The organism is Sphingobium fuliginis (assembly GCF_015074805.1).
In the GTDB taxonomy this organism is placed as follows: domain Bacteria; phylum Pseudomonadota; class Alphaproteobacteria; order Sphingomonadales; family Sphingomonadaceae; genus Sphingobium; species Sphingobium fuliginis.
In genome coordinates this window covers 2,001,037-2,014,567 of sequence record NZ_CP060035.1, presented here as the reverse complement: position 1 = coordinate 2,014,567, position 13,531 = coordinate 2,001,037, and the positions used below count along the sequence as shown (strand labels likewise).

Annotated in this window: 10 protein-coding genes; 5 read left to right on the top strand and 5 right to left on the bottom strand. The window is 62.9% G+C overall.

The window, feature by feature from the left end:
* Positions 1-191: 191 nt before the first annotated feature.
* The 3 genes from H5V43_RS09685 (at position 192) to H5V43_RS09675 (ending at position 4,950) form a co-directional block, all read left to right on the top strand.
* A complete protein-coding gene (locus H5V43_RS09685; RefSeq protein ID WP_025550306.1) occupies positions 192-2,423 on the top strand; it encodes a TonB-dependent receptor in 2,232 nt (743 codons plus the stop codon).
* Positions 2,424-2,530: 107 nt separating this feature from the next.
* Positions 2,531-3,694: an acetyl-CoA acetyltransferase gene (locus H5V43_RS09680; RefSeq protein ID WP_061939444.1), complete on the top strand. Its 1,164-nt coding sequence runs from the start codon at positions 2,531-2,533 to the stop codon at positions 3,692-3,694.
* Positions 3,695-3,954: 260 nt separating this feature from the next.
* Positions 3,955-4,950, top strand: a complete 996-nt coding sequence (locus tag H5V43_RS09675) for a LysR family transcriptional regulator (protein ID WP_061939446.1) — start codon at positions 3,955-3,957, stop codon at positions 4,948-4,950.
* On the opposite strand, the gene H5V43_RS09670 is transcribed toward H5V43_RS09675, so the two are convergent.
* The gene (locus H5V43_RS09670) at positions 4,915-5,307 is read right to left on the bottom strand and encodes a nuclear transport factor 2 family protein (RefSeq protein ID WP_052816751.1); all 393 of its coding nucleotides are present in this window, start codon (positions 5,305-5,307) and stop codon (positions 4,915-4,917) included. The genes H5V43_RS09675 and H5V43_RS09670 overlap by 36 nt on opposite strands.
* A gap of 370 nt (positions 5,308-5,677) precedes the next feature.
* Between H5V43_RS09670 and H5V43_RS09665 the strand changes: the two genes are divergently transcribed.
* Together H5V43_RS09665 and H5V43_RS09660 are read left to right on the top strand one after the other, a co-directional pair.
* A complete protein-coding gene (locus H5V43_RS09665) occupies positions 5,678-6,439 on the top strand; it encodes an SDR family NAD(P)-dependent oxidoreductase (protein ID WP_025550313.1) in 762 nt (253 codons plus the stop codon).
* Between the two features lie 94 nt (positions 6,440-6,533).
* Positions 6,534-7,535 carry a zinc-dependent alcohol dehydrogenase family protein gene (locus H5V43_RS09660; RefSeq protein WP_025550315.1) on the top strand — a complete coding sequence of 334 codons (1,002 nt, stop codon included), beginning with the start codon at positions 6,534-6,536 and terminating at the stop codon, positions 7,533-7,535.
* A gap of 42 nt (positions 7,536-7,577) precedes the next feature.
* Here H5V43_RS09660 and H5V43_RS09655 read toward each other — a convergent pair whose 3' ends face one another.
* From H5V43_RS09655 to H5V43_RS09640, 4 genes are all read right to left on the bottom strand, one after another.
* Complete coding sequence (locus tag H5V43_RS09655; protein ID WP_025550317.1) at positions 7,578-7,958, bottom strand: nuclear transport factor 2 family protein; 381 nt, start codon at positions 7,956-7,958, stop codon at positions 7,578-7,580.
* Positions 7,959-8,025: 67 nt separating this feature from the next.
* On the bottom strand, positions 8,026-9,507 hold the full coding sequence (locus H5V43_RS09650; protein WP_157846868.1) for an amidohydrolase family protein: 1,482 nt from the start codon (positions 9,505-9,507) through the stop codon (positions 8,026-8,028).
* Positions 9,508-9,623: 116 nt separating this feature from the next.
* Positions 9,624-12,041, bottom strand: a complete 2,418-nt coding sequence (locus H5V43_RS09645) for a TonB-dependent receptor (protein ID WP_025552259.1) — start codon at positions 12,039-12,041, stop codon at positions 9,624-9,626.
* A 201-nt stretch (positions 12,042-12,242) separates the two neighbouring features.
* The gene (locus H5V43_RS09640) at positions 12,243-13,184 is read right to left on the bottom strand and encodes an IS110 family RNA-guided transposase (protein ID WP_099186995.1); all 942 of its coding nucleotides are present in this window, start codon (positions 13,182-13,184) and stop codon (positions 12,243-12,245) included.
* Positions 13,185-13,531 lie beyond the last annotated feature (347 nt).

Genomic DNA, 13,531 nt, shown 5'->3' with positions numbered 1-13,531 from the left:
CCTTCGCCGGTGAAGCAATCCGCGCGGCGCCCTGGCCCGCCCGGATATGATGACCGGAATGCATCGCGACGAGGTTTTTCTCGTCTCTTCGATGTCCGGTAAAACGCTAGCCTGTCGGCGCCGGGACAGTGTCCAGCTTGGGCGGCCTGGGTCCCGATCGATAACCAACGAACAAAAATGGGGAGGAGAATATGGCGCACCGATATTTGACCGCAGGCGTTTGTCTCGCCGCACTTGTAGTCGCGCAACCGCTTTGGGCGCAGCAGGCGCCCGGCTCCGCGACCGCTGACGCGAGCGCGCAGTCCGGAGGACTGGAGGAGATCATCGTGACGGCACAGAAGCGGTCGGAAAGCCTGCAGAAAGTCCCGATCGCCATCGCCGCCGTCACTCCTCAGCAGCTTACCAATTCCGGCATACAGAGCACCCAGGGTCTTGCCGCCGCGCTGCCCGGGCTGCAACTGCTGAATATCGGCGGGAACGTGACCCCCTATGTACGCGGCGTGGGCAGCGGTTTCGCTGCCGCCGGTCTGGAAAGTCCGGTCGCTACCTATGTCGATGGCGTCTATTACGCCAATCCGGCCGACGTGAATATGGATCTGTTCGACATCGAACAGGTATCCGTGATCAAGGGACCGCAGGGCACGCTTTTCGGGCGCAATGCGACAGGCGGCGTCCTTCAGATCACCACGCGGGAGCCGAGCGTGACATTCGGCGGCCGCGCCCGGATCGGCTTCGACGAGTATGAAACGCTGAGAGCCGACGGTTTCGTGGCGGGACCCCTGTCGGAAACGGTTCGGGCAAGCCTTGCCGGAACGTTCAGCCATCAAGGGCAGGGCTGGGGACGCAATGTCTTCACCGGGCACGACACCTACAAGGCGGATCATATCGCCGGCGTGCGCGGAAAGGTGGAGGCCGATCTCAGCGACACGACCGTCATCCGCCTGTCGGCCGACTATTCGGATCGCCACGGGCCCATGGCCATGAACTTCCGCGCGCTGCCGGGAACGGGCATCGCATTTCCCACCCCCCAGCCGACGCGGCCATGGGACACCAAAAGCTATGTCGACGCCCAGAATGACTATAGCGGCGGTGGAGTCTCGGTCACGCTCGACCAGGACCTTGGCGACCTGAAACTGACGATGATCAGCGCATATCGCAAGTCGAGGAACTTCTTCCGCCTGTCGCCATCGGTGACGACGACCCCCGTTCTGGACATTAATTCCACCGATCATTCCGAGCAGGTGACGCAAGAGATCCAGCTCGCTTCGTCCGACTCCGGGCGCCTGACATGGCAGACGGGCTTCTATTATTTCTACAACAAGGCCAATCGGAAGCAGGCGCTTTTCTTCCGCCCGGGATTCGCCGCCAACCTCGGTCTGCAGGTCGCGGGCGATCCGGCGGTCGGACCGACGATCTTTCCCTTCGACGGAGAGAATGTCGATGGAACGCAGCGGGTGGATTCGGCTGCGGCCTATGCGCAGGCGACCTACAGGATCACGGATTCGACGCGGTTCACGGCCGGCTTCCGCTACACCTGGCAGTGGACGAAATTCCACGGCACCGATGTCTTCACGCTGCCGGGCGGAGGCACGGTGACGGTGGCGGATATTGCCGGCGAGAAGAGCAGCTTCAGGAAGCCGACCTGGCGTCTGGCGCTCGATCATGATTTCGCGCCGAACGTCACGGGCTTCGTGTCCTATAATCGCGGCGTGAAGAGCGGCGGGTACAATATCAGTACGCCGATCAATCCCGTGTACCTGCCGGAACAGCTCGACTCCTACGAAGGGGGCCTGAAAAGCGAATTGTTCCAGCGCCGGGTTCGGCTGAATGTTTCCGGCTTCTACTATAATTACAAGAATATCCAGGTTCCGGCGTTCTCGACCGTCCTGATCATCGTCAATGGCGCGTCGGCGGAACTTTACGGCCTCGATGCCGAACTCACGGCGAAGGTGGGCGACAATCTGACGCTGAACGCCGGCGCCAATTTGCTGCATGCCAGGTTCAAGTCCTTTCCGGGGGCGACGTTCACGACGCCTCTGCCGAACGGCCAGCCGAACTCCGGCTTCCCCGGCGACGCGAGCGGGAACACCATTCCCTATTCGCCCAAGCTCACCTATACTTTCGGCGCAACCTACAGGATCCCCAGTTCGGTCGGCGAATTCGCGCTCAATGCGACGGACAGCTACAATAGCGGTTTCATGGCGGAAGCGGACAACCGGTTGCGGCAGGACAGCTACCATTTCCTGAACGCCTCCATTGCCTGGACCTCGCCCAGCAAGGCGCTCACGGCGCGTCTCTACATCAACAACATATTGAACAAGGCCGTCGTCAGCCAGTTTTCGACCGTCGCCGGGATTTCCTACATCGGCGACTATACCAATCCGCCGCGTATATTCGGCGGATCGCTGGAATGGAACTTCTGACATGGCCCCGCGAAGGTCATCCAGGCTTATGGACGGTATCAGCCTCAGTGATTTCACGGGATATGGCCAAGCCGCTATGTTCGCTCAACAGCTATAAAGGACTAAGCATGACCGCATATATCATCGGCTGGTCGCACTCGAAATTCGGAAATCTTGCCAATGAGACGATCGAGAGTCTGATTGTCGAGGCTGGGGCCAGCGCGATCGCCGATGCAGGTCTGGAGCCCGGCGACATCGACGCGATTTTCGTCGGGACCATGAATGCCGGCATGACGCGGCAGGAGTTCGTATCCTCGCTGCCACTGGCCATCAGCGACGATCTCCGCTTCAAGCCTGCGACGCGGGTCGAGAATGCCTGCGCGACCGGCAGCGCCGCCGTCTACCAGGCCCGGAATGCGATCGCGGCAGGCGCGGCGCGGCGCGTGCTGGTGATCGGGGCGGAAAAGATGACAGAGCTCGGCAGCGCGGCGGTCGGCGATTGCCTGATCAAGGCATCCTATCTGCCGGAGGAAGGCGAAACGCAGGGCGGCTTCGCCGGTGTGTTCGCGGGCATCACGGACGCCTATTTCCAGCGCTACGGCGACAAGTCGGACGTGCTTGCCCGCATCGCCGCCAAGAACCACCGCAACGGCGTCGCCAATCCCTACGCCCATGTGCGGAAGGATCTTGGCTATGAATTCTGTCGCGGCAACGACAGGAACCCGCTCGTTGCGGGCCGCCTGCGGCGGACCGATTGCTCCATGATCTCCGACGGAGCCGCCGCGCTGGTGCTGGCCGACGCCGATACGGCCGCCGCCGCGGCGAAGGCGATCGCGTTTCGGAGCGCCGTGCACGTCAGCGATTTCCTGCCCGTGTCCAGACGCGACATCATCGCCATGCCCGGACCGAGCCGTGCCTGGCGGCAGGCGCTGGCCGATGCGGGCGTCGGCCTTGACGATCTCAGCCTGGTCGAGACGCATGATTGCTTCACCACGGCCGAACTGCTCGCCTATGAGGCCATGGGGCTCACTCCCCAGGGACAGGGCGAGCGGGCGATCCTGGAAGGCTGGACCGAAAAGGACGGCAAGCTGCCCGTCAATCCCTCAGGCGGCCTGAAGGCCAAGGGCCACCCGATCGGCGCGACGGGCGTATCCATGCATGTTCTGGCGGCCATGCAGTTGCAGGGCGAGGCGGGCGATTTCCAGCTTCCCGGCGCCGACCTCGTCGGGCTGTTCAACATGGGCGGCTCGGCGGTCGTCAACTATGTCAGCATCCTGGAAGCGCGGAAGTAGTCGTCACGCATCCGCGCAAACGGCTTCTCCGCTGGCATCCTCCCGGGCTTTGGGGCTTTGGGCATCTGGGCTCTGGAGTCGTCGGCCACGGCCAAAACCACGCTTGCACCCTTTCGGCGCGCGCCATGATCGAATGCCTATTCGGCGGCCTACCGTCCGCGCCCAGGCCTTCCAGCATGGGAATCGCGGCGGGGTGCGCTGAAGGGATTTCGATCGGGACCTGAACCGCCAGCAACAGGATTCCGGCTGGAGGGGATAGGATGGAGCTGACCCAGTTCGACATCAACCTGCTACGCGCCCTGGACGTGCTGTTGCAGGAGAAAAGCGTGACGCGGGCGGCCCGCAGGCTCTTCGTGACCCAGCCGGCGGCGAGCGGATCCCTGCAGCGGCTGCGGGAGATTTTCCAGGATCCGCTGCTTATTCGCGTCGGCCGTGGGATGGAACTGACGCCGCAGGGGCAGGCGTTGGTCGATCCGGTCCATGAGGCGATCCTGGTCATTGAGCGGCTGCTGCAGGTCGGCCCCAGCTTCCATCCGCGAACGTCGCAGCGCACGTTCCGCTTCGCCATGTCGGATTATTGCACCCATACGATCCTGCCAGGCCTGATGCAGCGGATCAGCATCGAGGCGCCCAACGTCAGGATTGCGGTGGCTGAGCGGTTCACCAAGGATTTCGATCCGCTTCAACTTGGCGACCTCGACATGCAGATCACCCTCGACGATCAGAGGGTCTTCGCCGACGACGATCAGTTTCAGGCGATGAACCGGATGCCGCTGATCGAGGACCGTTTCGTCTGCGTCGTCTCCGCCGATCATCCGGTGTCGTCGCCGTTGACGCTGGCCGAATATACGCGCTTTCCCCATGCAAGCTCCAACCATGACATTCCCACCGTGCCCGATGTCGCTCATCGGCTCGCGGGGGTCGCCACCCATGACCGCGTCATGATCGGCAGCTTCACCAGCCAGCTTTTCCAGCTCCCCGGAACCGACATGATCGCCATCGCGCCCTATGAATTGGCGGCGATGCTCGCGCCGATGCTCCATCTGCGCATCATGGAGCCGCCATTCGCCGTCGATCCGATCACGGAGGCGGCATTCTGGCATGCTCGCAACAACAGCGATCCGGGCCATGTCTGGCTGCGGGGGCTGCTCCAGGAAATCAGCGCGGACATCCGCAGCAGGCGAGAAGCGAGGCAGCGGGAAACGCCAGGCGCTGCCGCGTCAGGAGGCAATCGCGGTCGCTTGAAACGCCTCTAGCCGCCACTGTCCGTCCTGCTGGACCCAGACCTGCAGGACCTGGGCGCGCAACGAGACGGTCTGGTCGTTCGCCCGTATCTGAATCACACTGTCCATCGAACCCGTCATGACCGCGACCGTGCCGAAGAGCCGAACGGCCAGCTTGTCCCGCCTTATGTCGAGGAAGAGGACATCTTCCCTGACGAAGCGCAGATACTCTTCCAGTGTCTCGCTATGTCCTGGCGTATGCGTGTGGGACAAGGTGGGCGACAGAAGCCGGGTCAGCGCGTCATGGTCGCGCGTCACCAAGGCTTCGCGCCGGCGACGCTCGGCATCATATACCGCCTGCACCTCTGCATCGTTCGTATCGGACATCATTGCCTTCATGCACCACGAGTTCTGAAATGCCGGCACTCTATTGGAACATGGAACGGCGGGCCAATCGGCGGCGCTGATAGGCATTATCAGTTACCGCGATACAAGCGGTATCCTATCGAGGGGAGCGCGATCGATCCGAGTTGCCGCGCGGCCGACAGATCCATCATCGATATTTATGTGCCGCATCACCCACAGCGATTTTGTGGCTTGGCCAAGGCCATTTAAGCGTTGGCGGTAACAGGCGGGGCTGGCGCCGTCCGGTCCCGGCGACACCCGGTCCCGTCACGCGCCGTCAGCACCATCGGTATTCGCCCGGTTTGCCGCTGATGAAGCGGACAGGATGCGAACGAATTGGGGAGGAATAAAGGCGATGGATCTGCAGGGATTGCCCGCTATCGTGACCGGGGGCGCATCGGGGCTTGGCCTGGCGACCGCGCGGACGCTCCGGGAGCAGGGGGCCAAAGTCGCGATCTTCGACCTCAATGAAGATCAAGGGGTCTCCCGTGCGGCTGAAATCGGCGCGTCTTTCCATCAGGTCGATGTATCCGACGATCTCAGCGTCGCGCGGGCAATGGAGGCGGCGGCGGCCCGTGACGGTACCGCGCGCCTGCTGGTGAATTGCGCGGGCGTGGCGCTTCCGGCGCGCACGGTGGACCGGGACGGGCTGGCGCACGACTTGGATCGGTTCCGCAGGACCATCGACGTCAACCTTGTCGGCACGTTCAACACAAGTTCGAAATTCGCCGCGCGCCTGATCGCGGCCGACATCGCCGATGAGGACAAGGGACTCATCGTCAACACGGCGTCCATCGCCGCGTTCGACGGGCAGATCGGGACGGCGGCCTATACCGCGTCCAAGGCGGGCGTCGCGGGCATGACCCTATCGCTGGCGCGCGATCTGGCGGAGCATCGCATCCGCGTCGTGTCCATCGCTCCCGGCGTATTTCTGACCCCGATGGTGGAGGGTTTCAGTCCGCAGGTACAGAGCAGCCTTGCGGCACAGGTGCCCCATCCGCGCCGCCTGGGCCAGCCGAGGGAATATGCGCAATTCGTGCTCGCGATCGCGAGCAACCCCATGCTGAACGGAGAGACGGTCCGCCTCGACGGCGCGGTACGCCTCGGTCCCCGCTGAACCGGGACCGGCCAACGCGGCGGCCCGACCGAACCGCGCCATCATCATCGGGAGAATATTCATGCCGGGAAGCAGCCAGGGAAGAGCTCTGACAGTGTGCGTCGAAGATGGCGAAGCCCGGCTCTTCATGACCGATGTCGCTTTGCCGCCGCTCGCCGCGCATGAAGTGCGGGTGCGAACAGCGGCCGTCGCGCTGAACTATCGCGATATTGCCATGATCTCGGGAAAGTCGATCGATCGACCGGGCCGGGCCTATATCCCGTTCTCGGATGCCTGCGGGATCGTGGAGGCGGTCGGCGACGGCGTCACGCGATGGCGGCCGGGGGATCGCGTCTGCTCGCTCTTTTTCCCGGAATGGATCGCTGGCGCACTCTCTCCTGAAAGCCGCCGCCCGCTTGGGGCCGCGCGTGACGGCGTTGGGCAGACGATGTTCACGGCGGCCGAGCAGGCGCTGGTTGCGGCTCCATCGCATCTTTCGGCGGCAGAGGCGGCAACCTTGCCCTGTGCGGCCTTGACGGCCTGGAACGCCGTCATGCACTCCGGCGCGGCGAAGCCGGGATCGGTCGTGCTCGTCCAGGGCACGGGAGGCGTCTCCCTCTTCGCCCTGCAATTCGCGAAGATGGCTGGCGCGGCGGTTCTGGCGACCAGCTCGTCCGACGCCAAATTGCAGCAGATGCGTGCGCTGGGCGCCGATGGCGGCATCAACTATCGAGACGATCCCCAATGGAGCGCCCCTGCGCTTTCGATGACGGACGGCCGCGGCGTAGACCTCGTCGTGGAGGTGGGCGGAGCCGGCACGTTTACGGAGAGCCTGAAGGCCATTCGGCTGGGCGGCGCGATCTCCGTGGTCGGCATGTTGAGCGGCGCGGTCGAGCCGATCGATGTGCGGCACATCTATGGCAGGAATGCCCGGATTCGCGGCGTCACCGTCGGTTCGAGAGAGATGTTCGAGGCGATGAACCGTGCGCTTGTTCAGCACAGTATCCATCCCGTCGTCGGCCGCGTCCTGCCTTGGGAGGAGGCCGGCGCGGCGATGGAGGCCCTGCAACGGGGAGATGTCGTCGGAAAGATCGTGCTGGATTTCGGCCCGGCGTGAATTACGAAAGATGCTGTCGGTTCAACGAACCGGCGGCATATCTCAGGTTGAAACAACACCGGTATGGCAGCTATTTTGCCTCCAGTTGTCCGCGTCGCGGGTCCACGTCTGGGTGACCACTGCATTCATGTCGATCCGCTTGTCGTCTCCCTGAAACGAGACCGTTTGCGACAGACGACCTACTACGATCGCCACATTCCCGAAAACGCGTATGTTGAGATCGCCTCGCTGGATGGAATGGTAACGATATTTGCTGGCCACACCTTGCAGATACTCTTCCTTATCGTCGATTTTCCCGTTTCCGTGCACATGCACGAGATCATCGGCAAGGAGATTGTTGAGGGCAGCCAGATCCGTTGACACGAGAGCGGCGATCCTCCGATTCTCCAACTCCCGGATGACGTCCTCGACCGAGTGATTCATATGCTCGTCCTTTATGCTTGCCCGGTTCAGAGAAGCGCACTGGCGCCGCGACTGCCGGAAAAGTCCCTCATCGCGGCGTCGACCGCCGCTTCAGTGCATCGAGCTCCGCACGCATGTAGAGGCGTCCGGCGCGCATCACGGCGGCAATGCCGTGAAGGTTTCCAGCCGCCGCCAGCGGATTGGCATTGAGGACGACCAGATCGGCGGCCATCCCCGGCTCCACCGCGCCCATCGTCCGTTCCCGTCCGAGAAAGCGCGCCGCGTCGATCGTCGTCATCTGCAAGATGCGCAAGGGAGGAATGCCGGCTCGCGCGAGCAGGTCGAACTCATGATGCAATGAAGCAGGGGGCAGCCACCCTCCGCCGAAGTCCGTTCCGGCCAGCATCTTGACGCCCGCTTCGTCGAACAGCTTCGTCACCTTCAACTGGAGTTCGAACAGATTCCGAAGCGTCTCCCGGTCGCCCGCGGCCATTCGGCGGCTGAACGCATCACCGACCAAGTTCCAGAGCGCGCGTGATTCCGCGGGCACATATTTATTGTCCGGATTGTCGCGCAGGGATGGGCCGTCGCCTATCTCCATCGCTTCCAGTCGCGCCAGAGTCGGGACCTGCCACATGGCCCCGGCCGCGAGATCGCGGGCGAGCGTGCGGCATTTCGCTTCGTCGAACGTCGCTACCGTCCGCGCGATCAGCCTGATGGCGGGCGGCGGAAGCTGCGCCATGGGATTGGCCAAAAGCCGCTTCCACTCCTCCGGCGCGGCATTCGCCGGAGCCTCCGCCGGTTCCGGTGCCGAAGACAGAATTCGCCGCAGCGCGTCCTCGTCACGCGAGCAACTCAGCAAGACGCTGATGCCTGGGCCAAGATGCTCAACCGACGTCATCCCATGCCCGGCGGCCTCCCTGATCGTGACCGACGGGACAAGATGGCCTGCGATCGGAAGCCCGTTGAGACGCGCTTCGTCAATCGCCGCCAGATAGGCTTCGCGGCCGGCATCCGCTATCTTGATGAAATCGGCGCCCTGTTGCTTCTGCCGGCGGACTTCGGCCCGCATCCACTCGGCAGTGGCGCTTGCTCCGGGGATGAGTATCGCACCGGGCATAGCCAACAGGGCCGGGGATTCTGGCGGCAGGATAGGCTTCCCCGATGCACGCGCCGCCAGCAATTCCGGAGAGCCTGCCATCTGGCGGAACCCCGTAATTCCGCTCGCCAGCATGAGCGGCAGGCTCGTTGCGGGACTTGCGCTATTCAGGTTGTGCGCATGCATGTCGTTGTAGCCAGGCACGACAAACCTGCCCGGCAGCGACACGCGGCGCGCGGTTCGAGCGACCTTGAAGCTGTGCGCCGGCGCAACCTTGACGATCCGTTCGCCCTGTATCCACACGGCGCTGTTGGGTCTTGCCGCGCCGGTGCGTGTATCGATGACGGTCACGCCGTCAAGGACCACGCCCTGGCGCACCATGTCCACGGACGGCGCGGCGGCCAGCGGCGCGGCGGCGACTATCGACAGCAAGGCCGTTGCGAAGGATTTGACTTGGTTTCTCTTATGCACGGACATTTCCCAGCTAGAGCGTTTTCCAAGCAGATGGAATCATCTGCTGACTCGGAAAACGCGACAAAACAAAAACTTAGAGCAGTCGAGCCGATGCAATCGGATCGGAATCTGCTCTAGAATTTCACTGCGGCGCGGGCGCCATAAGTGCGCGGCGCGGCGCGGGTCGATACGAGGATGTTGGCGATGGGTTGCGTCGAGGAGAAGACCGGGGTGCGGTTATTCTCGATGTTGCGAACGAACGCAGCGATCGACCAGTTTCCGTTCGCCGGACCGAAGCTCAACTGCGCATTGCTGCGCCAGACGCCCGAGGCGCGCTGTTCGGGGAGATAGAGGAAACCCAGATACCGGGAACTGCGATACTGCGTATCGGCACTGGCGACGATGTCGAAATCGCCGACATGAATTGTCTGTTGGGCAGCGATGTTCAGCGTCCATTTCGGCGAGTTGAAGCCCGGCTTGCCCGCGCAATCCACATTATAACGGTTCGCCGCGGTATCCAGAGTGGCGATGCAGCCGGTCAATGGCGGCACGCCGCTATTCTGGTTTACATAAGTGAACGACTTGTTGCGGCTGTCAAGATACTGGACGTCGCCACTGATCAAAGTCGTCGGAGTGGCCAATACCCGCGCCTCGACCTCTATACCGCGAATGCGCGACTGCCCGATATTCTGGGTGATATTGGTGATGCGTCCTGCAAGGTCGGGACGGACGGACGACACCTGCTGGTCCTTATATTCCCACCAGAAACCCTCGATGTTGAGCTGCACCCGGTTGTCGAAAAACCGGTTCTTCGATCCGATCGTATAGGCCGTGATAAATTCGGGATCATATGTCTCGAAACCGGTGGCGGCTGAAAAGCCGCCCGACCGATAGCCGGTTTCCACGCTCGCATAGAGCATCGATTGCGGAGCCAGATCGAACTCGACCGCGCCGCGATATGTCACGCGGCGGTTGGTCAGGTGCTGATCGTCGTTTCGGTCGCCGCGGATGAGGAGGGCCCCTGTCGGCACGCCGCCAACGCGAAGCGGCACCGGCGGTGATCCCGCCGCGGGGAAGGCGAAGGGAAACTGCGCCGGCGTCTCCACAACGGGAAAGAGCGGAGCGTTGGGACAGGTGGGCACGCCCGCGACCCGTAGCTGGCAGACGATCGCGCCTGAGATGCTCGTGCCGGCGAACCGCTTGCGATCCTCGGTATAGCGGATACCGCCGACAAGTCTGACACGGTCGTTCAGATGGAGTGTCAACCGGCCGAAGGGCGCGATCGATTCCGTGACGTAGCGCGCGTTGGAGAATGCTGCCGAAGCCGAGGTGCTCAGCGCGACATCGGCAGAGATGTCCTCATGATAGTAAAGCGCGCCTATCGTATAGTCGATGCTGCCGACGCGGTTGCCGGCGAAACGTGCCTCAAGGCTGTATTGCTCATCGGTCTCGCGCTGGAGCGCCCCGAAGGCGCCGCTGGTCGCCAGATAATCGAGCTTGTTGTAGCGCCATGCGGGAATGACCGAGAGCGTGCCGATGGGCGTCGTCCACTCGATCAGCCCGTTGGCGCCGTAAAACCGATTATTCTGATAGGGCGCGATGGCCAGCGGGTCCAACTTGCGGCCTGCCGGGCCGGCGTTGACGGTGACGCGATAGGCCTGCGCCAAAGGCGTGAGCACGCCATCGGAGGCAGGCACGCTCGCCGGCGCAAAGGCGTATCGGCCGGCCAGAGGATTATAGACATAGTGCCCGTCGTAACCGACGCTCGTACCCACGCCGCCCAGATCCGCATGGTCGGCGGCGAGGCGAACGGTCAGGTTGGGCGTCAGGCGTGCCTTCAACTGCACGCGCAATGCGGTAATATCCTCGTCAGATGTTCCATCGCGATTATAGCCATCCCGCTTCGAGCGCATGCCCGATATGCGGAGAGCCCCGTCATCGCCCATGGGTATGTTGACCGCTGCTTCCGCGATGAGGGCATCGTAATTGCCATAGCTCAGGGAGCCATGGCCGGAAAAATCGCCAGGCTTCGGCTGCACGGGGATGACGTTGATCGCGCCGCCCGTCGCGTTGCGGCCGTACAGCGTTCCTTGCGGACCTTTCAACACCTCGACCCGTTCGAGATCGTAGAAAACGCCAACCGTGCCGGTCGGGCGGCCCACATAAACGCCGTCATAGTTGAATGCAGAGGCCGGATCGCTGTTCTGGGTAAGCGTGAAATTGCCGACGCCCCGGATGAAAATCAGATTGCCGGTGCTCGTCGGCTGGATGGAGAGCGCAGGAACCTGTTCGTTGAGCCGATCCGCCTGCGTCACGCCGGCCTTCAGCAATGCGGCGCCGTCGACGACATTTATCGCAACCGCCGCGCGCTGCGAGCTTTCGACCCGGCGCTGGGCGGTTACGATGATTTCTTCCAGGCCCGTTCCATTGGCGGTGGATTCCTCCGCCGATGCGGGTTCCTGCACGGCCGACCCCGCCGGCGCGCCTTGCGAGAGGGCGATCCCCGGCATCAAACAAACGGACGCAACGGTCGTCACCAGCCATACACGCATCTTTTCCTCCCGACATTTATCTATGATCTGCCGACATTCACCGGCTTTGTTGTATTATTGAAGATTAGCTATTCAAGGAAACGATGGCGGTTTCTGTCCCATGATAGGCAGCGGGCATCAGGGCCGTCGGTTCGATGAAGCGGATGAAGCAGCCGGCGCCGCGCGTGCGCCAGCCGCAAGTTGCTAGAGTATCCGTGATGATCAAGCTGGAGATTGCGTCCAGCATCGATCGGCTTTGAGCATGGCGTTCGCGGTGACGACGAGCTTTCGCATGACGGCGGTGATGGCGATCTTGGCGGGCTTCCCGGCAGTAACGAGCTGCTGATATTTTGCCTTGAGATCGGGATTGTACCGGGCGGCGACGAGGGCCGGCATATAGAGAGCCTGCCGCACGTTGGCGCGTCCGCCACGGATGAAGGTCTTGCCTTTCCATTGTCCGGACTGTCGAGCGACGGGGGCGAGACCGGCGAGGGATGCGGCCTGCTTGTTCTCGAGGCTGCCGAGTTCGGGCATGGTGGCGATGAGCTGGTTGGCGGTCAGCGTTCCGACGCCGGCGATGCTGGTGAGGATCTCATGCCGGCGGGCGAGCGCGGCATCGGCGGCGATCAGGTTGGCGATCTCGGTATCGAGCGCCTCGATATGCCGTTCGATCTGCTCGAGCCGCTGCCGGCACTGGCGCTTGAGGAAGGCGATGGTGAGGTTCTTCTCGCGATTCTTGAGCGCGGTGCGATCGCGCACGAGGCCGTCTCGGGCATTGATGAGCTCCGCTATCTGCGCCTGCTGTGCGCTTCGAGCGGGTCTGACCGGCGGCTGCAAGGTGGCCGCCATACGGGCCAGCAACATGGCATCGATGCGATCGGTCTTGGCCAGAATGCCAGTCGCCTGGGCGAAGCGCCGGGCGCGCTCCGGGTTGAGCTTCACGCAGGGCCAGTCGGCCAGAGCCGCCTCCAGCGCCCGATGATAGGTGCCCGTTGCCTCATAGGCGATCCGCTCGACCGGCCATTGTCGCAGCCAGGCGATCAGTGCCTTGTGGCCCTTGGCCGTGTTGGTGAACTGGCGCTCGACGCCGATGGGGTGAGCATAGCAATCGAGGCTCGCTTTGGAGATGTCGATGCCGATCGTCTGTGGTAGATTGTCGCTCATCTTTTCCGCTGTCCCATGCTTGTCATCCGGGTCCAAAACCCCGGTATCCGTTCGGGCCGACACGAAAAGAAAGGGGCGATCCTACTCTAACCCGGTCCCACAACGACCGGCGCTTTCACGATCCGTCCCCTTCCGCCCGGGCCGGGGTGGCCACCCCGGCCCGGGCAATCCAGCATGACCCAAACGGACCGCAATGTCATAAGACAAGCGTTTTCCAAGCAGATGGAATCATCTGCTGACTCGGAAAACGCGACAAAACAAAAACTTAGAGCAGTCGAGCCGATGCAATCGGATCGGAATCTGCTCTAGGAACCCTGGGCCGACGGAATCCCTCGACCCTGTTCCCC

Bases quoted from the DNA above. Each gene is read 5' to 3' on its own strand.
- H5V43_RS09685 (WP_025550306.1), top strand. From the start codon at position 192: ATGGCGCACCGATATTTGACCGCAGGCGTTTGTCTCGCCGCACTTGTA.
- H5V43_RS09680 (WP_061939444.1), top strand. From the start codon at position 2,531: ATGACCGCATATATCATCGGCTGGTCGCACTCGAAATTCGGAAATCTT.
- H5V43_RS09675 (WP_061939446.1), top strand. From the start codon at position 3,955: ATGGAGCTGACCCAGTTCGACATCAACCTGCTACGCGCCCTGGACGTG.
- H5V43_RS09670 (WP_052816751.1), bottom strand. From the start codon at position 5,307: ATGATGTCCGATACGAACGATGCAGAGGTGCAGGCGGTATATGATGCC.
- H5V43_RS09665 (WP_025550313.1), top strand. From the start codon at position 5,678: ATGGATCTGCAGGGATTGCCCGCTATCGTGACCGGGGGCGCATCGGGG.
- H5V43_RS09655 (WP_025550317.1), bottom strand. From the start codon at position 7,958: ATGAATCACTCGGTCGAGGACGTCATCCGGGAGTTGGAGAATCGGAGG.
- H5V43_RS09645 (WP_025552259.1), bottom strand. From the start codon at position 12,041: ATGCGTGTATGGCTGGTGACGACCGTTGCGTCCGTTTGTTTGATGCCG.
- H5V43_RS09640 (WP_099186995.1), bottom strand. From the start codon at position 13,184: ATGAGCGACAATCTACCACAGACGATCGGCATCGACATCTCCAAAGCG.